Here is a 20679-nt window from a genome sequence, read left to right as displayed (position 1 = left end):
CGGCGATCAGAGGGGTAACCGTATGCCCAGGAATCACACGGCCACCAGCGGACGGAGGGACGCTGCGGGCGTCGCGTTCCGGCCGTCGCGGCGACCGCGCCGCCAGGTGCCCCGGGAGGGGCGCCAGAATCAGTGGGACACCCGCGATCGTCGATCGGCTTTCAACGACAGTGACGCGGCCCGCCACGTGGCTGCACGGCTCGGACGCTCGAGCGTGTCCGGCGAGGAGGTGGGCCGATGAGCAGCGAGAGCGACCCGAGGGTGGAGGCCGGGAAGCACCCGTCTCGCCGATCCGTTCTCAAGGCGGGGTCGGCCGCCGCGCTCGCCGGACTCGCGGGCTGTTCGCTGCCCGGCGTTGCCGATCCGGACGACGCGCCGATGAACGTCTTCGAGGAGTACCCGGACCGCGACTGGGAGGAGTTCTACCGTGATATTTGGGACGTCGACGACACGTTCATGCTGACGTGTACGCCAAACGACACCCACAACTGCTACCTCGAGGCCCAGGTCACCAATGGGACGATCACGCGCCTCCAGCCGTCGATGGGCTACGGCGAGGCGACCGACCTACAGGGGAACCAGGCCTCCCACCGCTGGGATCCCCGCGTCTGTCAGAAGGGGCTGGCGATGATCGAACGCTTCTACGGCGACCGTCGCGTCCACGCGCCGATGGTCCGGGAGGGGTTCCTCGAGTGGGTCGAGGACGGCTTCCCCCGCGAGGACGACGGCTCGATGCCCGAGGAGTACGCCCAGCGCGGCGAGGACGGCTGGGAAGAAGTTTCGTTCGAGGAGGCCTACGAGCTCGCCGCGGAGACGATCCTCGAGATCGCCGACCACTACAGCGGCGAGGCCGGCCAGCAGTCGCTCCTCGAGCAGGAGTACGACGAGCGGGTCGTCGAGGAGACCGGCGGCGCCGGGATCCAGACGATGAAGTTCCGCGGCGGAATGCCGCTCCTGGGACTGATCCGTCTGATGGGGATGTACCGGGTGGCGAACCAGATGGCGCTGGTCGATCACAACGTCCGGGACGTCGACGAGGACGAGGCGGTCGGCGGCGTCGGCTTAGACAACTACTCCTGGCACACGGACCTGCCGCCGGGCCACACGATGGTCACCGGCCAGCAGACCGTCGACTTCGACCTGTCGAACGCCGAGTACGCCGATCACATCGTCCTGATGGGGATGAACTGGATCTGTACGAAGATGGCCGACTCTCACTGGCTGACCGAGGCCCGGATGAAGGGAGCGGACGTCACCGGCGTCTTCACCGATTACACCGCCACGGCGACGAAATGTGACGAACTCATCACCGTCAGAAACGGGACCGACACGGCGCTGTTGCTCGGCGCCGCCCGGCAGATCATCGAGGAGGACATGTACGACGCCGAGTTCGTCCGCCAGCACACCGACATGCCGCTGCTGGTGCGGATGGACGAGGGTCGACTGTTGCGCGCGAGCGAGGTGATCGAGGGCTACGAGCCCGCGGAACTGGAGAAGACTGTGGTCGTCGAGGACGACGAGGAGCGTCCGAGCGAGGGCGTGACCGACGTCTGGGAGAACGTCCTCACCGAGGACCTGCGGACCGACTGGGGCGACTTTGTCGTTCGCGACGAGGAGGCCGAAGAGTACGTGGCGGTCAGCCGCGACGAGGTCGGCGATGACTTCGACGTCCCCGCGAGCCTCGAGGGTCCCTTCGAGGTCGAGACCATCGACAGCGCGAATCAGGATGATTCGCTGGCAGCCGGCGAAGCCGGCGACGGCGAGACGATCGAGGTCCGCACCGTCTTCGATCTGATCGCCGAACACCTCGCCGACACGTGGGACGCCGAGACGGTCGCGGACGTCACCGGCACGGATCCCGACGCGGTCGAGAGCCTAGCCGAGGCGTTCGGGACGACCCACGAGTCGGCGCTGCTGTTGACCGGGATGGGGCCGAACCACTACACCAACCAGGACCTGTTCGGCCGCGCCTCGTTCCTGCTGACGTCGCTGACGCGCAACGTCGGCCACTTCGGCGGCAACGTCGGCAGCTACGCCGGGAACTACCGGGGCGCGTACTTCAACGGGCGAAGTCAGTGGATCAACGAGGATCCGTTCGACCCCGAACTCGACCCCGACGAGCCCGCCAGCGAGGACGGCCGCCGGACCTCGCAGTCGACCCACTGGTACTCCCACGGCGATCGGCCGCTGAAGTTCAACGACGAGGGCGAGTACGATCCGGAGGACGGCGAGTACTACATGGGCGACTCGCATATGTTCACGCCGACGAAGTTCCTCTGGACGGCCGGCTCGAACTCGATTCTGGGCAACGCGAAAGGCGCCTACGATATCATCCAGAACATGCTGCGAACGGGGGCTATCGAGGCCGTCTTCACCAACGAGTGGTGGTGGACGAAGACCTGCGAGTACTCCGATATCGTCTTCCCGGTCGACTCGTGGGCCGAACACCACGTCCACGACATCACGGCCTCGGTGACGAACCCGTTCGTGATGACGATGCCCGAGACGGGTCTCGAGGAGCGTATCTACAACACCCGGAACGACGCCCAGATCTACGCGGGCGTCGCGGAGGCGCTGGCGGAAGCCACCGGTGACGATCGGTTCGAGGACTACTGGGCGTTCATCGACGAGGACGACCACCAGGCGCGACCGTACCTCCAGCGGATCATCGACAACTCGAACACCGTCGCCGGCTACGACCTCGACGAGATGCTCGAGGAGGCCGCGGACGGCGTTCCGAAACTCATCATGACCGGGACCTACCCCAAGTTCAAGGGGGGACGCCAGATCCAGGACGACGACCCCTGGTACACGAAGACCGGTCGCCTCGAGTTCTTCCGCGAGGAGGGGCACTTCGCTGACGCCGGCGAGAACATCCCGGTGTTCCGGGAGGTGATGGACGGAACGCCCAACGAGCCAAACGTCCTCGTCGACGACGGCGATCACCCGCTGATCGACCCGGAAACGCCCGAGGACCGCGGCTGGGATCCCGACCAGCGCGACGGCGACCTCCGCCAGGTGCGCAACGTGGTAATGGAGACCGAGGAGTTCCTCGAGTCCGAGCATCCGCTGACGGAGTTAGACGAGGGGTACCGCTACAACTACATGACGCCGAAGTACCGCCACGGCGCCCACACGTTCGCCAACGCCCTGCCGAACATCGCGGTCTGGTGGGGCAACTTCGGCGACTTCGACCGCGAGGACGAACGCCGACCGTACGTCGGCGAGGCGTACGTCGAGATGAATCCCGCCGACGCCCAGGAAGAGGGGTTCGAGGACGGCGACTACGTCTGGGTCGACGCCGATCCCAGGGATCGTCCCTACCGCGACTGGGACGAGGACGACGACGATTACGAAGTGACTCGTGCGATGATGCGCGTGCGCTACCAGCCGGCGCTCCCACAGGGGATCATCAAGAGCTGGATGAACCTGAACGAGGCCACTCACGGCAGCGTCGAGGGTCACGAGGAGCGCGAGGACGGCGAGGCACGGAACGAGGAGACCGACTACGTCTCGCTGTACCGGTACGGTGGCCACCAGAGTGCGACCCGGACGTGGTTCCGACCGACGCTGCTGACCGACGACATGGCACGGAAGAACTACGGCGGGCAGAACATCGAGACCGGCTACGCTGGAGACGTCCACTGCGCCAACGGCGCTCCGAAGGAAGCGTTCGTCAGGGTCGAGCACGCCGAGGACGGCGGCCTCGAGGGCGAGGGACTCTGGCGGGTCGCCGAGATGGGGCTGCGACCAGGCTACGAGGACGACGCGATGGAGCAGTACCTGGACGGCGACTTTGTCGACACCGGAGGTGAGTAATCATGCCACAGGTAGACAACTGGCAGCTGAACCGCGAGGTCGAGTTCCCCTACGAGGAGGCCCGCCCCGAACGACAGTGGGCGGCCATGTTCGACCTGAACAAGTGCATCGAGTGCCAGACGTGTACGCTCGCGTGCAAGACGACCTGGACCCACGAGGAGGGCCAGGAGCACATGTTCTGGAACAACGTCGAGACCAAACCGTACGGTGGCCACCCCGTCGGCTGGGACAAGCGCACCCTCGAGGATATGGGTGCGATGGAGTGGGACGGCGACACCTACGAGGGCGACACCATCTTCGAGACCGAGGACGTCGACTGGGACGACCCCGACAACCATCCGACCGAGGAGAACATCAACGACGAAGTCGCCGGGTTCATGCCGGACATCCAGGACGACTGGCGCTACCCCAACCTCGGCGAGGACGAAACCGCCGGCACGGAGATGGAGTCGGATATGCACTTCGACGACGACACGCACCCGATCTGGTTCTTCTATCTCCCCCGGATCTGTAACCACTGTACGTACGCCGGCTGCGCCGGCGGCTGTCCGGTTCAGGCGATCTACAAGCGCCCCGAGGACGGCGTCGTCCTCATCGATCGCGAGGAGTGTCAGGCTCGACTGGTCTGCAACGAGACCTGCCCGTACAAGAAGGCCCAGTTCAACCCGGCCGAGAATATCTCCCAGAAGTGCGTCGGCTGTTACCCGAAGACCGAGGACGGGCGGGCGCCGCAGTGTTTCGAGACCTGCCTCGGGAAAATCCGCCTCCACGGCTACATCAACACCCCCGAGGAGGCCGACGACGCCGACCCGCTCGAGGGACCCGCGAACCCGATGGACTTCCTCGTCCACGAGAAGGAGGTCGCCTTGCCGCTGTACCCGCAGTTCGGCCTCGAGCCTAACGTCTACTACATCCCGCCGACGACGGCGCCGATCGACTACCTCGAGCAGCTGTTCGGCCCCGGCGTCGAGGACGCCCTCGAGACGTACCGCGCCATCGGCGACGGCGACGAGCCGGGCCTCGAGGGGCTGTTGAACCTGATGGGCAGCACCGAGTGGTCGCTCACCGAGTTCGAGGTCGACGGCGATGAGGCGATCGGCTACTACGAGGGCGACGAGGTGGGACGGGTCCCGATCACGGAGCCACAGGCCGAACGCGACCGCGTCGAGGAGGTCGACGGGCAGGAGGTCTACCGACTGGACATCACCTGATCATGAGCAACTTCACTATCCTCGGCGGACCGCCGAGCGAACGGACCGACGACTCGAACGAACGGGCCGACGACCGCAGCGCGGACGGCGACTCGAGTACGCCGCTCCCGTCGGGCGACCCCGAGACGGCGACCGCCCGTGGGCGGCTGTACTCGCTGCTCGCGCTCGGGTTCGACCGCCCGAACGACGAGTTCGAGGCGGCGCTCGCCGACGGGAGCTACGTCGACGGGATCGTCGAATCGGCCGCGACCGTCGACGGTGCCGTCGGACGGACGGCCGAGGCCGTCGGTGCTGCCGCGGCCGAGAGCACCGAACGCGAACTCGGTCGTCAGTGGGCGTCGCTGTTCGGCGTCGAGGAGGGACGGTCGGTCTCGCCGTACGAGCTGACCTACCTGCCGGGACCGTTGCTGACCACTGTCCGTCAGCTCGCCGACATCAGGGGGTTTTACGACGCCTTCGGGCTCGAGGTCGGCGAGGCGATGCCGTACCGCGGCGATCACGTCTGCTACCTGACGGAGTTTCTGGGCCACTGCTGTCTCCGGGAGGCACGGCTGCGACGGCGCGGCGACGACGGGGGGGTCGCGATCGTCGTCGACGCCCGCGGCTCGTTCCTCGAGGACCACCTCGGTCGGTGGTTCTGGCGGTTCGCCGACGAGGTCAGCGCGCACGACGACGGCTTCTACGCCGCGCTGGCCGACCTGCTCGCAGCCCTCGTCGAGAACGAACTCGAGACGCTGGCGCTCGAGCCGGAGTGGGTGCCGGACGCGCCGGCGGTGACGGAGTGGAGCGAGGACGTCTTCGGCGACGCGGGCCGCGGTTGTGGCGGCTGCGGATCGGATGCCGACGGCTCGAACCGGTCTCTCTCGTCGGACAACGTGTCGCTCGAGTGAGGACCGGCGATTGGATGCGATAGCCGACCCCGTTCGGACGCTGAAACACGGAGTCAGGACGACCGAGGGAGGGTGGGACAGGTCGCCGTTGGCCTGCCGATCACGCCGTCCACGTGTCGCTCCACTTCGACTGGGGGATCCTGACCCGCGCTTCCCTGCCGTCTTCGCCGACGGGTTTGACGACGACGGCGTTGACCTTCCCGACGGAGGACAGCTCCTTCTCGACGATTTCGTACTCGTTACCGTCACCTCGAATATCGCGGACGGTGTCGCCGACCTCGTACGAACTCAGATCTTCCATTGATACCTGTTCGCACTTCGACAAGGTAAGCACATCGGCGGCCCGACGGTGTCACGTTCGCGTCTCCGAATCGTCGACCGCCGATCCGAGCGGACGCGATCGGCCGAGCCGAGACACGGTTCCCTCGGTTGGAATCGGGGTTACTCGAGTGGCCAGCGCCGCCCTCGAGGGGGGCGACAGGCGACGCGGACGACCTGTATCGACCCCCGTACGTGTCGGCGATCCGAACAGCATTCGAACCATGTTATTTATCATCCGAGTTGCGTACACGTAGTCTGTATGTCCGAAACTGATACAGGGGGTTCGGTTATCGAACGGTTCGGGTACGGACTCTCGAGCATCGTCGAGCGGTGGATGCCGAGCCCGTTCCTGTTCGCGATCTTGCTCACGTATCTCGTCTTCGCGGCCGGGCTCGTGTTGAATCAAACCGGGACGATCGAGCCGCCGAACGGCGGCGGGGCGGTCGGACCGGTCGATATGATCGAGTTCTGGTTCGGCGGGTTCTGGGGCTTTCTCGACTTCTCGATGCAGATGGTCGTGATTCTGATGACCGGGTTCGTACTCGCGTACCACCCGGCCGCCAACAGGCTCCTCGTCCGGCTCGCCAAACTCCCCAGCACTCCCGCGCAGGCGGTCGTGCTCGTCGCCGGGTTCTCGATGGCCGTCGCCTGGATTCACTGGGGGTTTAGCCTCATTCTGGGTGCGATCTTCGCCCGCGAAATGGGGAAGGTCGCACACGAGAAGGGGATCGACGTCCACTATCCGCTGCTGTGTGTCGCCGGCTACATGGGGCTTGGCCTGACCTGGCACTGGGGGTGGTCCGGGTCCGCGCCGCTGTTGCTCACCGACGAGACGGAGGTCGGCGAGGGGACGGCCTTCGCCGTGGTCTCCGAACCGGTTCCGGTGACGGAGACGATCCTCCACCCGTACACGATCACGCTGACGGTGCTCTCGATCCTCTTTGCGGTCACCGTACTTTACCTCATCACGCCGTCGGGCGACCGAGCTCGAGGTATCACCGAGTACATCCCGGAGGACGAACTGTACGAGACGAGTACCGACGGCGGCGAGAACGTCGTCGAACCGGACGCGTCCGAGACCGACGAGACGGTTCCAGCCGAGCGACTGAACAACAGCCGCGTTCTCGGCGGACTCCTCGCGATCACCGGCATCGGGTACGTCGTCTGGGTGCTCGTCACCGAGGGGATCGAACTGTGGGACCTCAACACGATCAACTTCGCGTTCCTGATGGCCGGGATACTGGTCTGGACGAACCCCTCTACGTACCGTGACAAGTTCGGCGAGGCGTCGTCGGCGGCGGCCGGCATCATCCTGCTGTTCCCCTTCTTCGCCGGAATCCAGGGAATGATGGCGGATTCGGGTCTCGCCGGTGCGGTCGCCGACCTCATCATCGGGCTCTCGACCCCCGAGACGTTCCCGATCTTCGCGTGGCTGGCGGCGGCGATCCTCAACCTGTTCGTTCCGTCCGGCGGAGGCCAGTGGATCGTCATGGGACCCTCGATCCTCGAGGCCGCCGACCAGCTCGGCGTCGAGTTCGGGCATGCGACGATGGCTTTTGCCGTCGGTGAGGCACACACGAACCTGCTGAACCCGTTCTGGGCGATCCCGCTGCTGGCCATCACCCGAATCAAGGCTCGCGAGATGTTCGGGTACGCGGCCGTCATGTTGCTCGCCCTGTTCCCGTTCCTGACGATCGTCCTCTACCTCCTCCCGTACGGGATGTTCTGAGCGACCGCCGCGACCTTTTTTCGTCCGTCGATCGGGCGGGGGTCAACCCCAGTCGACCGACGTACAGGATCACTACCCACCGTACTGTGGATCGTCCGATATGTGCGCTCCTTCCCTCTTTCGAGTATGGGACCCGATTCGGATCGGTACGAGTTCGTGTGTCCGAGCTGTCGGGAGGACGTCGTCGTCGATTCGATGGTGCAAGCGGAGCTTCTCGGCAGGGGGTGTCTCTTCTGTCAGGAGGACGTCGCCGAGACGGATTTCGGGCCCGTCGACTGAACCGTTCGGCGGGATGCGGGACGCGGATGGCGTCGGTCGCGTCCGGGGGGTATCCCTTCCGGTTCCGAACCCGATCGGGCCCGCTCCGTTCGGTCACGAGCCGCGACCGAGCCACCGACTGGCAGTACAGCCAAGTCGCCGGCCGATCTACGTTCCGGCATGGTCACCGACTCCAACCGCGACGAGAAGCCCGACTCGGACGAGACCGAGACGCTCGACCTCGAGCGACCGGAAGAGATCCAGTTCGGCGTCACGCGCGGCGAGAACGACCTCGAGATCGGTCCGCCGCGGGACTACCCCGATCGGGCCGACGTCTCGGTTCGCCGGTCCGGCGACGACGTCGTCCTGAGCGTCGACGCGATGGCGGGTGATCACGGAACGGGTCACGTCGACGCGACGCTGACCGCCGAGGAGGCCCGCCACCTGTCGGACCGCCTGGCCGAGACGGCTCGCCGGACGGCCGAAGACGACTCGATGGGAGCGGGCGACTGACTCACAGCGGCGCCCCGGGTCGTGCCCGAGCAACCGTTCGCGTTCGTTCCGATCGTCGACAGCTACTCCGTACTGTCGAGTCGACGTAACTAGCCGCTCCGTTCTCGAGGAAGCTGCCGGCTACCGGAGCTGTCGAGACCTGGGTTTCAGGGAGGACGATACCGATATCTGTCGACCCCGAACGACCGACATACGCTCCCCCTTCGATCGGTAGTATCGCCGCTCGAGTCCCGAACGACGCAATTCGCCGGCGATATCAACGGCGACGAGTACCTACGAGGGCTGTCTCGTCGCGTTCGAGGGCGACGATGTTACCGTCATCGCCGGGAGACAACGTTTACTATCCCAAACAGTCTCTAAGACGCACATAACAAACCCCTCACCTGTAGACCTTCTCATACTATGGACGACCTCACGGGATTCCAGCGAGACCTCCTGTACGTCATCGCGGGTGCCGAACAGCCGTCGGGCCAGGATATCAAAGCGGAGATCGAGCAGTACTACAGCGCCGACATCAATCACGGTCGGCTGTACCCGAACCTCGATGCGGTCGTCAACAAGGAACTCGTCGAGAAGGGGCAACTCGATCGCCGGACGAACTACTACGAACTGACCGAAACCGGAGAGCGTGCGATCGAGGACCGTCTGGAGTGGGTCTCCCAGTACACCGAGAAATAATTAGACGAAAGTATTTACGAAATAATATGGTTCCGGAGAACGATGACTGAAACACTCACCAAAGTCGGTAACGAGATACACGAACGGATCGTCGTCGGGGTCGCGACGCTCGAGAACGTCGATCCGATGGCGCTCCCGCCGCTGTTCGACGCGGTCGATCCCGACGCGCTCGAGGCGATCTTCGCGGATTCCGAGAGCGAAGCGGTGCGGATCGGGACGGTCGAGTTCCCGTACGCCGGACATACGATCCGCATCGAGTTCGACGACGAACCGATCGTCAGAATCGACTGAGTCGAACCGAGGTGTCGAAAAAGCCGCTCGGCCGGCTCAGTCGTAGCTCAGACTGTCCAGCGTGTAGCGATCGGCCGTGTGGTTTCGATCGACGACGAGGACGGGGCCGTCCGCCCCCTGCTCGAGTTCACACCGGAGGTCGCCGAGATTTCCCGGATTGAGAGAGGCCGGTGGATCGTCGAGCGTGAAATTGAGCGTGCCGGTGTTTCCGCGGACCCGTTCGGGTTTTTTCGCGGCCGCGTGGATCCGGTTTCCGTTCTGTTTCACGTCGATCGTTCCGGTAAACTCCCAGGTGTCGTCGTTGTACCGGATCTGCTCGCCGTCGAGCTCCCGAAGGTGTGCCTCGACCATGGGAGGACATGATCGGCGGTGACTATAGTCGTTGGGCCGAGAGCGGCCGCTCTCGGCGATTCGTTCCCGCGAGGCCGTCTCCTCGCCCGAACTCAATCGGGGCCGTCGTCCGCGGTCATCGACTCGAACGCCTCGCGTGCGGCGTCGCTCCCGTCCGCGAGGTAGCACAGGTCCGCGCCGGCGATCGCGAAGTCGACGCCGGCGTCGACCCAGCGCCGCATCTCCTCGTCGTCGGTCGCGAGCATTCCGACCGGCTTCCCGGCGTCGTGGGCGGCCTCCTGGATCGACTCGAGTGCTGACTGGAACCGTTCGTGGTCCCACCGGCCGAAGACGTCCAGCGACGCCGAGAGATCGCCGTGACCGACGATAATCGCGTCCACGCCGTCGACCTCGACGATCTCCGTGGCGTGCTCGACGCCGCGTTCGGTCTCGATCTGGACGATCGTCGTCAGCTCCTCGTTCGCGCGCTCGACGTACTCGCCGAACGTCCGCCCGTAGTCGGAGGCTCGAGCGGGAGCCACACCGCGACTCCCCTCCGGCGGGTATCGCATCGCGTCGACGACTCGTCGGGCCTCCTCGGCCGTCTCGATCCTCGGCACCAGCAGTCCGTCGACGCCGAGATCGAGCACCCGCTTGATCCGGGCCCGATCGTTCTCCGGGGCGCGAACGATCGACGCGACCGCCTCGTCGAGCGCCTCGATTGCCCGGAGCATGTTCGCTACGGTCTCGAGGTCGAGAGCCGTGTGTTCGGTGTCGATAACCACGAAATCGAATCCTCGGGCGCAGAGCTCCGCGACGGTCGGGTGGCCGATCGAGATCCAGTTTCCGACCGAGCGGTCGTCCCTCGCCAGCAACGGCTGTAATCGGTCCGTCATGGGACTCCGTCTCCCCGAAACCAGTTGAACGCGGGGGATCCGGAAACCCGGTTCGAGCCCGTCCGCCGTTCGGATCGGATCGTCGACGACACAAAGGATCTGGTGAAATAACAGCAGTGTTCCCAGTATGCACTCCAAAACGTTCTCGAAGTTCCTGTCGACGACGTTGCTCCTGGCGATGCTTGCGGTTTCGTTCGCGGCGATCGTCTCGCCGCCGGATCCGCTCACGCTCGTTCTGTACTCGCTACCGCTGTTGGCACTTGCGTCAGTGACCGCCTACGTGATCACGTACGGTCGGAGTACCACGACTCGCGGGAAGAGGGCCTGATACGGTTCGCTGTAGGTCAGTTCCGGCGCAACCGCCGCCCGGGTCGCGGTTGCGCCGGAACATCGGTACAGCAGTCCGTCCGAATCATGGGAGCCGGCCCCGACCGAAGGATCGGCACCGGTGGTCTCCCCTCGCACAGTCTCGTCTTTCTCTTTGACTGTGGTCGCTTCGCCGGTGTTAGCGAACTGATAACCACAATCCGTATAACTGAACGACCGTTTGTGCAGGTATGAGCGAAATCGATCTGACCAGCAGTCAGCGACTGACGATAACGACGCTGATCAACGAGTATCAGGCGACCGGCGAACCGGTGAACGCTCGGGCCCTCGCGGACGAGACCGATCGGAACGCCGGCACGGTCCGGAATCAGATGCGGACGCTCACCTCGATCGGGCTCGCCGAGGGGATCGCGGGGCCGAAGGGCGGGTACGAGCCGACCGACGCCGCCTACCGGATCCTCGGTCGCCGGCAGTTAGACGACGCGGAAACCGTCACCCTCGCCCGCGAGTACGATCGCGTCGACGCGACGGTCGACGAGATCGATTTCACGAACGTTCACCACCCCGACCTCTGCCGGGCGCAGCTCCACTTCCAGCAGTCGGTCCGCGACCTCGAGGAGGGGGACCCGATCGTCGTCGGTCCCTCTCCGGTCTCGAGTCTCGTCGTCGTCGGCGAGATCACGGCCATCGAGGAGACGAACAACGTGGTGATCGTCGACGTCGAGGAGCTACAGGCGCCGCTTCGGAACGAACCGTCGACGTCGTGATCGGCGACTCCTCGGGGGACCGCTCCCCTGCGGGACGGGAGCCGCCTCTCAGTCACGGGGCCCCGTAGCGCCCGATCCACTCACGGAGCGTCGTACTCCACGCTGTCGTACTCCGCGACCTCGATCGACCCGCAGGACGGACAGGTCCACTCGCTCGCCTCGAGTACCGTTCCGCAGTTCCGACACTCGTAGACCACGGCAGCATCTCCCGAGAGACGCTTTTTTACTGCCGTGAGAACAGACATATATTCTGATACTCAGTAGAACGGTAAACACTGCTGCTTTCAGCTGCCTGCTCGGTGCGTAACGATCGACCGTTGTCGAACGCTCGACGGCCGTCTCGTCAGTCGTCCTCCTCGAATCCACCGTTCGCGGTCGGCGGTCGCTCCTCGGCGCCCGGTTCGGGCTCTCGATCCGGCTCCGCCTCGACCACGCTGTCGGTCCACGTCCCCCGGAGGAGGTACAGGCCGGCCAACACGACGATGACGACGTTCGTCAGCGCGTCCCCGATGAATACCCCGGTCGCGCTCATCCCCAGCGGCTCGGCGAGGCCGTAGGCAAGCAGCGGGCGGAGCACGATGAAGCCGACGATCGCGAACCCCATCGCGGTCCGAGTGCTGCCGCTTCCGCGAAACGCTCCCTGGACGATGTAGAACACGCCCAGGAAGACGAAGGAGAGCGAGACGATCCGCAGGTACTCGGCGCCGACGGCCGTCACCTCGGCCGCTCCCGATCCGGTGATGAAGAAGCTGACGATCGGATCGGCGAGCACGTAGACGAACCCGCTGAACAGGAGGAAACAGCCGGCGATGAGCCCGGCCGCGGCGTACACTCCGCGCTTGGCGCGGTCGACCTGCTGGGCACCGAGGTTCTGTCCGACGACGGTCTCGACGCCGCGGGCGAGCCCCAGCGCCGGCAGTACGACCATCGACGTGACGCGCGTGCCGATGCCGTAGCCGGCGACCGCCGTCGGGCCGGCCAGCGCGACCAGCGCGGTCAGGATCGTCACGCTGAACGCCTTGGTGCTGACCTCGACGCTCGCGGGGAGGCCGATCGTCACGAGCTGTTTGACGGTCTCGAGCTCCGGTCGGAAGTCGCCAGCCGAGAGTTCGATTCCGACCCGCCCCGAGAGCAACAGCCAGATGCCGATCGCGGCCGCGAGTCCCCGAGAGAGGATCGTCGCGAACGCCGCACCCTGGACCGCCCACCCGTCGAAGCCCGTAAGCGCGAACAGCTGTGCCTCGAGGGCCTCGAGGCCGAACCAGGCGAAGACGACGTTGTCCTGAAAGCCCAGAATGAAAAAGGGGTCGATGGCGACGTTGAGCGCGACGCTGAACGTCATGAGGTACAGCGGTGTGCGCGTGTCGCCCCACCCCTGCAGTAGCGACTGGAAGACGAAGAAGGCGAAGATGAAGGGCATCCCCGCGAACTCCGTTCGGGTGTATGTGCGGGCGTACTCGTACTCGAGGGTACCCGGCTCGGCGCCGACGAGTCGGAGCATCGTTGGCGTCAGCAGAAAGCCGACGATTCCGATCAGTATCGAGAGGCCGAAGACGAACGTGACGGTCTGGCCGGCGACCCGGGCGATCCGCTCTACGTTGCCGGCGCCTTTGTTCTGGGCGACGAGGACGGTCCCCGCGACGTTGAAGCCGATCCCGAAGCTGATGACCAGGAAGATGATCGCCCACGAAAACGACAGCGCGGAGACGCCCGCCTGGCCGAGCCGGCCGACCCAGAACGTGTCGGCGAGGTTGTAGCCGACCATCAGCAGGTTGGTGATGACGATCGGAACCGAGAGGACGATCAACGGCCACACCAGCTTCCCGTTGATGACGTCGACCGACCGGTCCCGTCGTTCTCGGCTCATCTACTCACCGCTCCGGGGCGAAGGGGTGAAACGCTTTCTCCTTCGCCGTGATCGCTCGATCGACTTGCTGACCTGCTCTGGCCGGCCGAACGGGAGCTGGCGGGTGAGCAGCGGCCCGGACCGGGAGGGTGCCTCGAGCTTTTGTAGCTTCGCCACCTCTACGGGGTGTGACAGTGCGCGACGACGGTCGATCCGCGAGTCGGGAGCGCACAGGTACCGAGATCGACGAGACGGCCGCGAACTCCGTCTCGGGGGGCTCGGTCGAACGGTCAGGTACGGGGGCCGAGCCGACCGACCGCGTCACCGACGATACCAATAGATCGCTACCGGCGCGTCGTACCCCGGCCGTCTCCGTCACCGGGCTGAGCAAGCGGTTCGGCGACGGGACGGACGCGATTACGGCCGTCGACGACGTCTCGCTCGAGATCGAGACCGGCTCGATCGTCGGACTGCTGGGGCCGAACGGTGCCGGAAAGACGACGCTGATCAAGTCGATCCTCGGAATGGTGTTTCCCGACGAGGGAACGGTCCGGATCCAGGGGATCGACGTCTACGACCGCCCCCGCGAGGCGTACGCGTTCGTCGACGCGATGCTCGAGGGCGCTCGAAACGACTACTGGCGGCTGACCGTCCGGGAGAACCTGCGATATTTCACCACGATCAGCGGCGTCGATCCGGACTCGGTGCGGGGCCGACACGACCGCCTCCTCTCGCAGCTGGAACTCGCCGAGAAGGCGGACGTCCCCGTCCGCGACCTCTCGCGGGGGATGAAACAGAAGGTGTCGCTGGCGACCGTCCTCGCTGGCGGGGCGGAGGTGATCTTCCTCGACGAGCCGACGCTGGGACTGGATGTCGAGAGCTCGCGCACCCTCCAGCGGGAGCTGCGACGTCTCGTCGAGGAGGAGGGCCTCACCGTCGTCCTCAGCAGCCACGACATGGACGTCGTCGAGACGGTGTGCGATCGGGTGCTGATCGTCTCCAACGGGCGGATCATCGCAGACGACAGCGTCGACGCGCTGCTTCGTGGAACCGACCGCCACCGCGTCCAGATCTCGAGCGCCGATCTAATCGGCCCGATCGTCTCGGAGCTGCGAAACCGGTTCGACGCGATCGACGTCGAGGAGTTCGAGATCGGCGCGCGAATCGACGTCACGACGGACAGCGACGGGCTGTACGAGCTGTTGGCTCGACTCCGCGCCGCGGACGTCACCCTCGAGCGGGTGCGGACCGTCGAGCCGGACCTCGAGGACGTGTTCGTCGAGCTGACGAGCGCCGAGGTGAGAGAGCGGACTGCGCGGCGACTCGAGGAGGACGAGCGATGACCGCGCGGGGAGCCGAGGCGGCCGAAACGCCCCGGAAGGCGGGCTACCGCCACCTCGCGCGGGCCGTTCTCTACCGGGAGTTCCTGCTCTTCGTCCGCTACCCCGCCAACGCAGTCGGCGGAATCGTCGTCTCGCTGTTTTTCTTCGGCGTCCTCTTCTACGGCGGACAGATGGTCGCTGGGCAGGCGCTCACCGACTCGATCGAGGGGATCGTCGTCGGCTACTTCCTGTGGACGCTCTCGGTCGGCGCCTACTCCTCGATCTCGAACGACATCGGGAGCGAGGTTCAGTGGGGGACCCTCGAGCGCCACGTGATGACGCCGTTCGGGTTCGCGCCCGTCGCGCTGTTGAAGGGCGTCGCGAAGATCGTTCGGACCTTCCTCACCTCGACGGTGATCCTGGTCGTCATGATCGTCGTCACTGGGACAACGCTCGAGTTGAACCTCCTGACGATCGTCGCCGTCGCGACGCTCACTATCGTCTCGGTGCTCGGCCTCGGCCTCGCGGCGGGCGGGATCACCGTCCTCTACAAACAGATCGGCAACTGGCTTAACCTCCTCCAGTTCGGGTTCATCGTGTTGATCTCCGCGCCCGCGTTCGACCTCGGCTGGATGCGCTTCCTCCCGCTCGCCCACGGCAGCGCCCTCCTCCAGCGCGCGATGGTCGACGGGATCCGGCTCTGGGAGTTCTCGCCGATCGACCTGGGGCTCCTCGTCGGGGTCGCGGTCGGCTACCTGGTCCTGGGGTACGTGGTGTTCCAGTACGCGACCCGCCGGGCGAGGCGGCTCGGCGTCCTCGGCGACTACTAGCAACCACGGACCTCGAGATGCAACCGCCAGGAGAGAGACTGACGAGTTCGTCGTCACGGCCGCTATCGGGAGCGAGCGCTACTCCGTCGTCGGGACGCCGAGTTGCTCCTCGAACGCCGTTCGGACCGCCTCGCGTTCGTCATAGGCCGAAAGTGCCAGCCCGAGCTTGATCCGGGCCTTCCAGGGCGGCAGATCGCCGGCCGGAATCGTCCCGTGTTCGCGGACGGTTCGGCTGCCGCCTGGGCCGCCGTAGCGGGCGCTCACCGCGCCGTCGAAACAGCGCGTCGCGACGACGACGGGGACGCCCGCATCCACTGCGTCGGCGACGGCGTCGCCGATTGCGGGCGTCGTGTTCCCGATGCCGCTCGCCGCCAGAACCAGCCCGTCGACGCCGTCGTCGACGGCGCGCTCGAGCTGGCGAGCGTCGACGGCCAGCCCGCTGGGAATCATCTCGACTCGAGCGGTTAGCTCGGTCGCGGGCAGCGAGACCGACTCGCTGCGAGGGTCGCGGCGCAGCGAGATTCCGTCGGCCGTGAGCTCCGCGACCGGACCCGAGTCGGGCGAGGCGTACGCCTCGGGGCGTCCGGCTCGAGCCTTCGTCACCCATCTGGCTGCGTGGACGAGGTTCCCGAACGCGATGTACGCCCCTTCGGTGAATCGCTCGTCGGCCGCAGTGCGGACCGCCTGCAGGAGGTTCGCGGGACCGTCCGCACCGGCCATGTCCGCGGGTCGCTGCGCGCCGGTGAAGACGACCGGGACGTCGGCGTCGCTCACCAGGTCGAGGTAGTACGACGACTCCTCCATCGTGTCGGTGCCGTGGGTGACGACGACGCCGTCGACGCCGTCCTCGGCCGCCCGCTCGACCGCTCGGGCCAGGGACGCGACGTTCGACGCGGAGAGGTGAAAGCTGAGTTCGTCACAGACGGATTCGACCTCGAGGGCCGCGACGTCCTCGAGTTCCGGGACGGCCGCGACGAGGTCGTCGCCGTCCTTCGAGGGGGTGGCGCCGCCGTCGCCGTCAGTCGATGCGATCGTTCCGCCGGTGCTCAGGACGCGGACGCGTGGCATACCGTGGTGTCTCGAGCGGAGCTACTTTGCTTGTCGCCCTCGATGGTCAGAAGAACTTGTTGAACAGCCGCTTCCACGAGCGGTACTGCCGTCGCGCCGACTTGATCTCGTCGACGGCTTCCGCGAGCTCGCCGCCGGCAGTTTTCCCCCGCTCCTCGGGCGGGATCGCGGTCGGCGCGACCGCGTCCCTGTTGTGGACCGCGGCGTGACACGCCTCACACACCGTGATCAGGTTCGAGAGTTCGTGGACCCCGCCGCGGGACTTCGGGACGATGTGGTGGGCGTGGAGCTCGACGTCGCCGTGGGGGCCGCCGCGGCGCCGACAGTTGGCACACTGGTAGTCGTCGCGCCGGTAGACCTCCTGTCGGCGCCGGTCCCAGTCGTCGGGGTAGTCCCGCGTGGACTGTTTGCTCACGTCCTCGAGCGAGCGCTCCTCGTTGCCGCCGGCCGGCGTGACGCCGCTCTCGAGTTCCTCGTCGGCCGAGACGTCGTCGTACTCGAGTTCCTCCCCGTCGGGGCCGCGAACGGAGATGTCGATCCCCAGCTCCTCGAGATCGTCGTCGGATCGGTCACTCATTGGATCGCTGTACTCTCACGCTCAGTGTCTCAACTGTCTTTGTAATTACGGTTCGACGGGGTACGACGCTCCAAGCGAGTGAAATGGAGTTATAGCTAGTTGGAGTGTTCTGGAAGAGTCTCGTCTCGACTGGGGTTCGGCTCGATTTCACAGGGGTAGGCAGTTAGGTTCTCGTAGCCGTCTGCCGTGACGACGACGAGGTCCTCGAGTCGCACTCCACCGCGGTCGGGGTCGTACACCCCCGGTTCGACGGTGACGACGTGGCCGGCCTCGAGCGGCTCCTCGCTCGAGAGCGACGGCGCCTCGTGGAGGCTGGCGCCGACGCCGTGGCCGGTGCCGTGGTACATCCCGACGTCGACGTCGCCGGACTCGAACCCGTACTCGGCGAGCGTCCCGGTCGCCGCCTCGTGAACGTCGGCCGCGCGCGTTCCGGCACCGCCGCGAAGCGCATCGAAGGCCGCGTCCTGGGCCTCGACGACCGCGTCGTAGGCGCGCCGTTCCCACTCGCCGACGTCGCCGACGACGTACGTCCGCGTGAGGTCGGCGTAGTACCCCTGCGGACCGCGCGGGGAGAGATCGAGCAACACCGTCTCGCCCGGGTCGATTCGATCCTCGCCAGCGAAGTGCAGGTCCGCACAGGTCGCTCCGGCGCCGATCACCGTGTTTCCAGCGTTCCGGACTCCCGATCTCGCCAGGGTCGCGTTCACCTCCCGGCGAAGTCGTTCGGTCGTGAGGGGGTCGCCGCGCCAGCGGAGTTCGTCGTACCGGCTGTCCTCGGCGGTTTCGGCAGTCGCCCCCGCGAGCACCGCCTCTGCCCTGGCCATCCCTCGCTGGGCTGCCCGCTGGACGAACGCGTGTCGGTCCCGCTCTGCGCTCGTCTTGTACGCTCGGCCGAGTTCGATCGGCTCGAGTGCTACCTCGTCAACGGCACTGGCGATAGCTCGCGTCGCTCCGGCGGGCATCGAGGGGAGGGCGAGTACGCGCGCGTCCTCGAGCGGCGAGGACAACCGTTCGTCGAGAATCTCGAGGGCCCGTTCGGCCGCGCTCGAGGCCGAGGACCCGCCGGCCGGGACGACCGTTCCCGGAAACTCCCGCTCGGCCTGCTCGGCGAACAGCCGCGGCGCACACAGCGTCGCGCGACCGTCGACGTGGACGAACGCGTAGTCCCGATCCGGCCCGGCGAACCGAGTCAGGTACCGGAGGTCGTCGTCGAACCGGTCGCCGACGTGGACGAAGGCGTCCGCTCCCGCGGCCGCGGTCGCGTCGGCCAGCCGCTCGAGCGTCGCGTTTCCGCTCCGGTTCGGCTCCGCCGACGAGCGATCTCGGCTCACGCGTCCTCCGGCTGGGTGCCGATTTCCTCGGGCCAGCCGGGCGGCTGTGCGGCGGACGGGTCCGCGTGTGCTCGTTTGAGCACCATCGGCGTCCGCTCGAGCGAGAGCACCTTCGTGCCGTCCTGGTTGTACGCCCGGAGCTGGGTCGTGACGATCCCGACGTGGTCGCGGGAGTCGCTCTCGCGCTTCTCGAGGACCTCGCTCTCCGCGAAGATCGTATCGCCGTGGTAGACGGGAGCGTGGTGGCGGATTCGGTCGTATCCGAGGTTGGCGGTCGCGTTCACCGAGACGTCGATCACGCTCATTCCGACGGCGAGGGCGATGACGAACGTGCCGTCGACGAGGCGCTCGTCGAACTCGGTCCCGGCGGCGTACGCCTCGTTGAAGTGCATCGGGTTGAGGTTCATCGTCACGTTCGTAAACCAGACGTTGTCGGTCTCGGTGACGGTCCGGCCGAAGGGGTGCTTGTAGACGTCACCGACCGCGAAATCCTCGTAGTAGCGGCCGTGCCAGCCGGCGACCACGCGTCGCTCCGACTCGGGAACTTCGTCTTGTGTCTCGGTGTCGTCGGTCATACTGTGTCTCGACGGTCGGCGTCGGTCGGGTTGTAACTCCCGGAAAGCGGCTATGGGACCTACTCCGTTCGGATCGGTTCCGCCGAACGAACGGGCAGCGTACGGTACACTGCCCGTTCGATCCGTGTGCCCGACTGATCCCCGGTACGACGGGCGACGGGGAACGCCTCGAGACGACCTCCGGAGTTCGACCCTGTATCAACTGACACAAGCAAATAATACTAGCAATAGTTATTATTCAACTAAAATCGTAACGGTTGTATTATACCGTCGGTTGCTTACGCACGCAGCGGTATCGACCCTGCACCCATGCACTCGGTCTTCCCCTAGGGGAAGTCCTTCTGTGGACGGTCTCGTGTCGTTCGGTGGCTATCCATCGATCTCGAGGTACCGCCATCGGTCTCGTTCGGGCGACTCGCCGCTACCAGCGAGTTGGACCTGATACCGGCGTCTCGCAGTCCGATTGGACGCCTCGACCGTGGGCACTCGTCGACGAGCGGTTTTCGGAAGGTGCAAATCGTCGTTTATAAACTCGGCTGGATTCTTTCCGGAATTCGTCGACTCAGTTTTCGTAACATCCTAGTATGTGGAGAAAAATATTCGGAGTAATGACCTACGAACATCTGGACACTGATCTGGTCAACGAACTGCTCGGAAACGGTCGCGCCAGCCTCCGGAGCCTCGCCGAAGAACTCGACGTCTCCGTGACAACGGTCTCGAACCACCTGTCGGATCTCGAGGACGAGGGCGTCATCGAGGGGTACACACCGATCGTCGACTACGACGCCGCCGGCTACGACGTGACCGCGGTGATGCAGCTCAAAGCAGAGGGAAGCGCGCTCGCGGAGATCACCGAGACGCTGCGAGATCACCAGCAGATGATGTCCGTCTACGAGGTCACCGGTGACTACGACATCGTCGCGATCGGGAAGTTCAAGGACACCGACGACATGAACGACCAGATCAAGGCGCTGGTTACGGATCCCGACATCAAACAGTCGAACACCAGCATCGTTCTCAACAAGGTCGCCGAGAACGAGCAGTTCGAACTCGAGGCGGACCGCGAGGACTGATTCGGCGTTCCTATCGACACCAGTCTC

At 65.8% G+C, this 20679-nt stretch carries 22 protein-coding genes; 13 read left to right on the top strand and 9 right to left on the bottom strand.

The annotated features are described in order from the left end of the window. The first annotated feature begins 237 nt into the window (after positions 1-237). Genes QA609_RS18235 through QA609_RS18225 form a run of 3 tightly spaced genes read left to right on the top strand, consistent with a single transcriptional unit; the run spans position 238 to position 5920 of the window. Positions 238-3819 carry a molybdopterin-dependent oxidoreductase gene (locus QA609_RS18235; RefSeq protein ID WP_278304046.1) on the top strand — a complete coding sequence of 1194 codons (3582 nt, stop codon included), beginning with the start codon at positions 238-240 and terminating at the stop codon, positions 3817-3819. Between the two features lie 2 nt (positions 3820-3821). Beyond that, on the top strand, positions 3822-5030 hold the full coding sequence (locus QA609_RS18230; RefSeq protein ID WP_278304045.1) for a 4Fe-4S dicluster domain-containing protein: 1209 nt from the start codon (positions 3822-3824) through the stop codon (positions 5028-5030). 2 nt (positions 5031-5032) lie between these two features. Then, a complete protein-coding gene (locus tag QA609_RS18225) occupies positions 5033-5920 on the top strand; it encodes a molecular chaperone TorD family protein (RefSeq protein WP_278304044.1) in 888 nt (295 codons plus the stop codon). 100 nt (positions 5921-6020) lie between these two features. Here the strand turns inward: QA609_RS18225 and QA609_RS18220 are convergent, their stop codons facing one another. After that, the gene (locus QA609_RS18220; RefSeq protein WP_278304043.1) at positions 6021-6221 is read right to left on the bottom strand and encodes a hypothetical protein; all 201 of its coding nucleotides are present in this window, start codon (positions 6219-6221) and stop codon (positions 6021-6023) included. Positions 6222-6500: 279 nt separating this feature from the next. On the opposite strand from QA609_RS18220, the gene QA609_RS18215 reads away from it, so the two are divergent. From QA609_RS18215 to QA609_RS18195, 5 genes are all read left to right on the top strand, one after another. Beyond that, positions 6501-7970: a TIGR00366 family protein gene (locus tag QA609_RS18215; RefSeq protein WP_278304042.1), complete on the top strand. Its 1470-nt coding sequence runs from the start codon at positions 6501-6503 to the stop codon at positions 7968-7970. 126 nt (positions 7971-8096) lie between these two features. Continuing rightward, on the top strand, positions 8097-8249 hold the full coding sequence (locus QA609_RS18210) for a hypothetical protein (RefSeq protein WP_278304041.1): 153 nt from the start codon (positions 8097-8099) through the stop codon (positions 8247-8249). A gap of 159 nt (positions 8250-8408) precedes the next feature. Then, entirely contained in the window at positions 8409-8741 is a 333-nt protein-coding gene (locus QA609_RS18205; RefSeq protein WP_278304040.1) for a hypothetical protein, read from the top strand. 402 nt (positions 8742-9143) lie between these two features. Continuing rightward, positions 9144-9419 carry a helix-turn-helix transcriptional regulator gene (locus QA609_RS18200; protein WP_278304039.1) on the top strand — a complete coding sequence of 92 codons (276 nt, stop codon included), beginning with the start codon at positions 9144-9146 and terminating at the stop codon, positions 9417-9419. 42 nt (positions 9420-9461) lie between these two features. Beyond that, on the top strand, positions 9462-9710 hold the full coding sequence (locus QA609_RS18195) for a HalOD1 output domain-containing protein (RefSeq protein ID WP_278304038.1): 249 nt from the start codon (positions 9462-9464) through the stop codon (positions 9708-9710). Between the two features lie 36 nt (positions 9711-9746). Here the strand turns inward: QA609_RS18195 and QA609_RS18190 are convergent, their stop codons facing one another. Beyond that, positions 9747-10061, bottom strand: a complete 315-nt coding sequence (locus tag QA609_RS18190; RefSeq protein WP_278304037.1) for a hypothetical protein — start codon at positions 10059-10061, stop codon at positions 9747-9749. Between the two features lie 92 nt (positions 10062-10153). Next, positions 10154-10936 carry an aldolase/citrate lyase family protein gene (locus tag QA609_RS18185; protein ID WP_278304036.1) on the bottom strand — a complete coding sequence of 261 codons (783 nt, stop codon included), beginning with the start codon at positions 10934-10936 and terminating at the stop codon, positions 10154-10156. A 127-nt stretch (positions 10937-11063) separates the two neighbouring features. On the opposite strand from QA609_RS18185, the gene QA609_RS18180 reads away from it, so the two are divergent. Next, entirely contained in the window at positions 11064-11264 is a 201-nt protein-coding gene (locus QA609_RS18180) for a hypothetical protein (RefSeq protein WP_278304035.1), read from the top strand. A 229-nt stretch (positions 11265-11493) separates the two neighbouring features. After that, positions 11494-12030 (top strand): TrmB family transcriptional regulator, encoded by a 537-nt coding sequence (locus QA609_RS18175; protein WP_278304034.1) that lies wholly within the window; start codon positions 11494-11496, stop codon positions 12028-12030. An 80-nt stretch (positions 12031-12110) separates the two neighbouring features. On the opposite strand, the gene QA609_RS18170 is transcribed toward QA609_RS18175, so the two are convergent. Both QA609_RS18170 and QA609_RS18165 read right to left on the bottom strand, forming a co-directional pair. Further along, positions 12111-12275 (bottom strand): hypothetical protein, encoded by a 165-nt coding sequence (locus QA609_RS18170; RefSeq protein WP_278304033.1) that lies wholly within the window; start codon positions 12273-12275, stop codon positions 12111-12113. Between the two features lie 98 nt (positions 12276-12373). Next, on the bottom strand, positions 12374-13897 hold the full coding sequence (locus QA609_RS18165; RefSeq protein WP_278304032.1) for an MATE family efflux transporter: 1524 nt from the start codon (positions 13895-13897) through the stop codon (positions 12374-12376). Positions 13898-14070: 173 nt separating this feature from the next. Here QA609_RS18165 and QA609_RS18160 point away from each other — a divergent pair, with 173 nt between their 5' ends. Both QA609_RS18160 and QA609_RS18155 read left to right on the top strand, forming a co-directional pair. Beyond that, positions 14071-15219, top strand: coding sequence for an ABC transporter ATP-binding protein (locus QA609_RS18160; RefSeq protein ID WP_278304048.1), 1149 nt, complete (start codon positions 14071-14073; stop codon positions 15217-15219). Next, on the top strand, positions 15216-16028 hold the full coding sequence (locus QA609_RS18155) for an ABC transporter permease (RefSeq protein WP_278304030.1): 813 nt from the start codon (positions 15216-15218) through the stop codon (positions 16026-16028). Before QA609_RS18160 ends, QA609_RS18155 begins: the two co-directional genes overlap by 4 nt. 78 nt (positions 16029-16106) lie before the next feature. Here QA609_RS18155 and QA609_RS18150 read toward each other — a convergent pair whose 3' ends face one another. From QA609_RS18150 to QA609_RS18135, 4 genes are all read right to left on the bottom strand, one after another. Next, the gene (locus QA609_RS18150) at positions 16107-17096 is read right to left on the bottom strand and encodes an asparaginase (RefSeq protein WP_278304029.1); all 990 of its coding nucleotides are present in this window, start codon (positions 17094-17096) and stop codon (positions 16107-16109) included. A 46-nt stretch (positions 17097-17142) separates the two neighbouring features. Further along, a complete protein-coding gene (locus QA609_RS18145; protein WP_278304027.1) occupies positions 17143-17673 on the bottom strand; it encodes an HNH endonuclease in 531 nt (176 codons plus the stop codon). A 95-nt stretch (positions 17674-17768) separates the two neighbouring features. Then, positions 17769-19004, bottom strand: coding sequence for a Xaa-Pro peptidase family protein (locus QA609_RS18140; protein ID WP_278304026.1), 1236 nt, complete (start codon positions 19002-19004; stop codon positions 17769-17771). Beyond that, positions 19001-19579: a MaoC family dehydratase gene (locus QA609_RS18135; protein WP_278304025.1), complete on the bottom strand. Its 579-nt coding sequence runs from the start codon at positions 19577-19579 to the stop codon at positions 19001-19003. Before QA609_RS18135 ends, QA609_RS18140 begins: the two co-directional genes overlap by 4 nt. 608 nt (positions 19580-20187) lie before the next feature. On the opposite strand from QA609_RS18135, the gene lrp reads away from it, so the two are divergent. Beyond that, complete coding sequence (lrp, locus tag QA609_RS18130; protein ID WP_005557383.1) at positions 20188-20652, top strand: HTH-type transcriptional regulator Lrp; 465 nt, start codon at positions 20188-20190, stop codon at positions 20650-20652. Positions 20653-20679 lie beyond the last annotated feature (27 nt).

The sequence above is a fragment of the Natronococcus sp. A-GB7 genome (assembly GCF_029688865.1).
GTDB lineage: Archaea > Halobacteriota > Halobacteria > Halobacteriales > Natrialbaceae > Natronococcus.
Note: the sequence above shows the minus strand (reverse complement) of the source record. Positions and strands in the feature narration are given on the sequence as shown.

What these genes read in the sequence shown, in the direction of transcription:
- QA609_RS18235 (WP_278304046.1), top strand. Translation starts at nt 238, where the DNA reads ATGAGCAGCGAGAGCGACCCGAGGGTGGAGGCCGGGAAGCACCCGTCT.
- QA609_RS18230 (WP_278304045.1), top strand. Translation starts at nt 3,822, where the DNA reads ATGCCACAGGTAGACAACTGGCAGCTGAACCGCGAGGTCGAGTTCCCC.
- QA609_RS18225 (WP_278304044.1), top strand. Translation starts at nt 5,033, where the DNA reads ATGAGCAACTTCACTATCCTCGGCGGACCGCCGAGCGAACGGACCGAC.
- QA609_RS18220 (WP_278304043.1), bottom strand. Translation starts at nt 6,221, where the DNA reads ATGGAAGATCTGAGTTCGTACGAGGTCGGCGACACCGTCCGCGATATT.
- QA609_RS18215 (WP_278304042.1), top strand. Translation starts at nt 6,501, where the DNA reads ATGTCCGAAACTGATACAGGGGGTTCGGTTATCGAACGGTTCGGGTAC.
- QA609_RS18210 (WP_278304041.1), top strand. Translation starts at nt 8,097, where the DNA reads ATGGGACCCGATTCGGATCGGTACGAGTTCGTGTGTCCGAGCTGTCGG.
- QA609_RS18205 (WP_278304040.1), top strand. Translation starts at nt 8,409, where the DNA reads ATGGTCACCGACTCCAACCGCGACGAGAAGCCCGACTCGGACGAGACC.
- QA609_RS18200 (WP_278304039.1), top strand. Translation starts at nt 9,144, where the DNA reads ATGGACGACCTCACGGGATTCCAGCGAGACCTCCTGTACGTCATCGCG.
- QA609_RS18195 (WP_278304038.1), top strand. Translation starts at nt 9,462, where the DNA reads ATGACTGAAACACTCACCAAAGTCGGTAACGAGATACACGAACGGATC.
- QA609_RS18190 (WP_278304037.1), bottom strand. Translation starts at nt 10,061, where the DNA reads ATGGTCGAGGCACACCTTCGGGAGCTCGACGGCGAGCAGATCCGGTAC.
- QA609_RS18185 (WP_278304036.1), bottom strand. Translation starts at nt 10,936, where the DNA reads ATGACGGACCGATTACAGCCGTTGCTGGCGAGGGACGACCGCTCGGTC.
- QA609_RS18180 (WP_278304035.1), top strand. Translation starts at nt 11,064, where the DNA reads ATGCACTCCAAAACGTTCTCGAAGTTCCTGTCGACGACGTTGCTCCTG.
- QA609_RS18175 (WP_278304034.1), top strand. Translation starts at nt 11,494, where the DNA reads ATGAGCGAAATCGATCTGACCAGCAGTCAGCGACTGACGATAACGACG.
- QA609_RS18170 (WP_278304033.1), bottom strand. Translation starts at nt 12,275, where the DNA reads ATGTCTGTTCTCACGGCAGTAAAAAAGCGTCTCTCGGGAGATGCTGCC.
- QA609_RS18165 (WP_278304032.1), bottom strand. Translation starts at nt 13,897, where the DNA reads ATGAGCCGAGAACGACGGGACCGGTCGGTCGACGTCATCAACGGGAAG.
- QA609_RS18155 (WP_278304030.1), top strand. Translation starts at nt 15,216, where the DNA reads ATGACCGCGCGGGGAGCCGAGGCGGCCGAAACGCCCCGGAAGGCGGGC.
- QA609_RS18150 (WP_278304029.1), bottom strand. Translation starts at nt 17,096, where the DNA reads ATGCCACGCGTCCGCGTCCTGAGCACCGGCGGAACGATCGCATCGACT.
- QA609_RS18145 (WP_278304027.1), bottom strand. Translation starts at nt 17,673, where the DNA reads ATGAGTGACCGATCCGACGACGATCTCGAGGAGCTGGGGATCGACATC.
- QA609_RS18135 (WP_278304025.1), bottom strand. Translation starts at nt 19,579, where the DNA reads ATGACCGACGACACCGAGACACAAGACGAAGTTCCCGAGTCGGAGCGA.
- lrp (WP_005557383.1), top strand. Translation starts at nt 20,188, where the DNA reads ATGACCTACGAACATCTGGACACTGATCTGGTCAACGAACTGCTCGGA.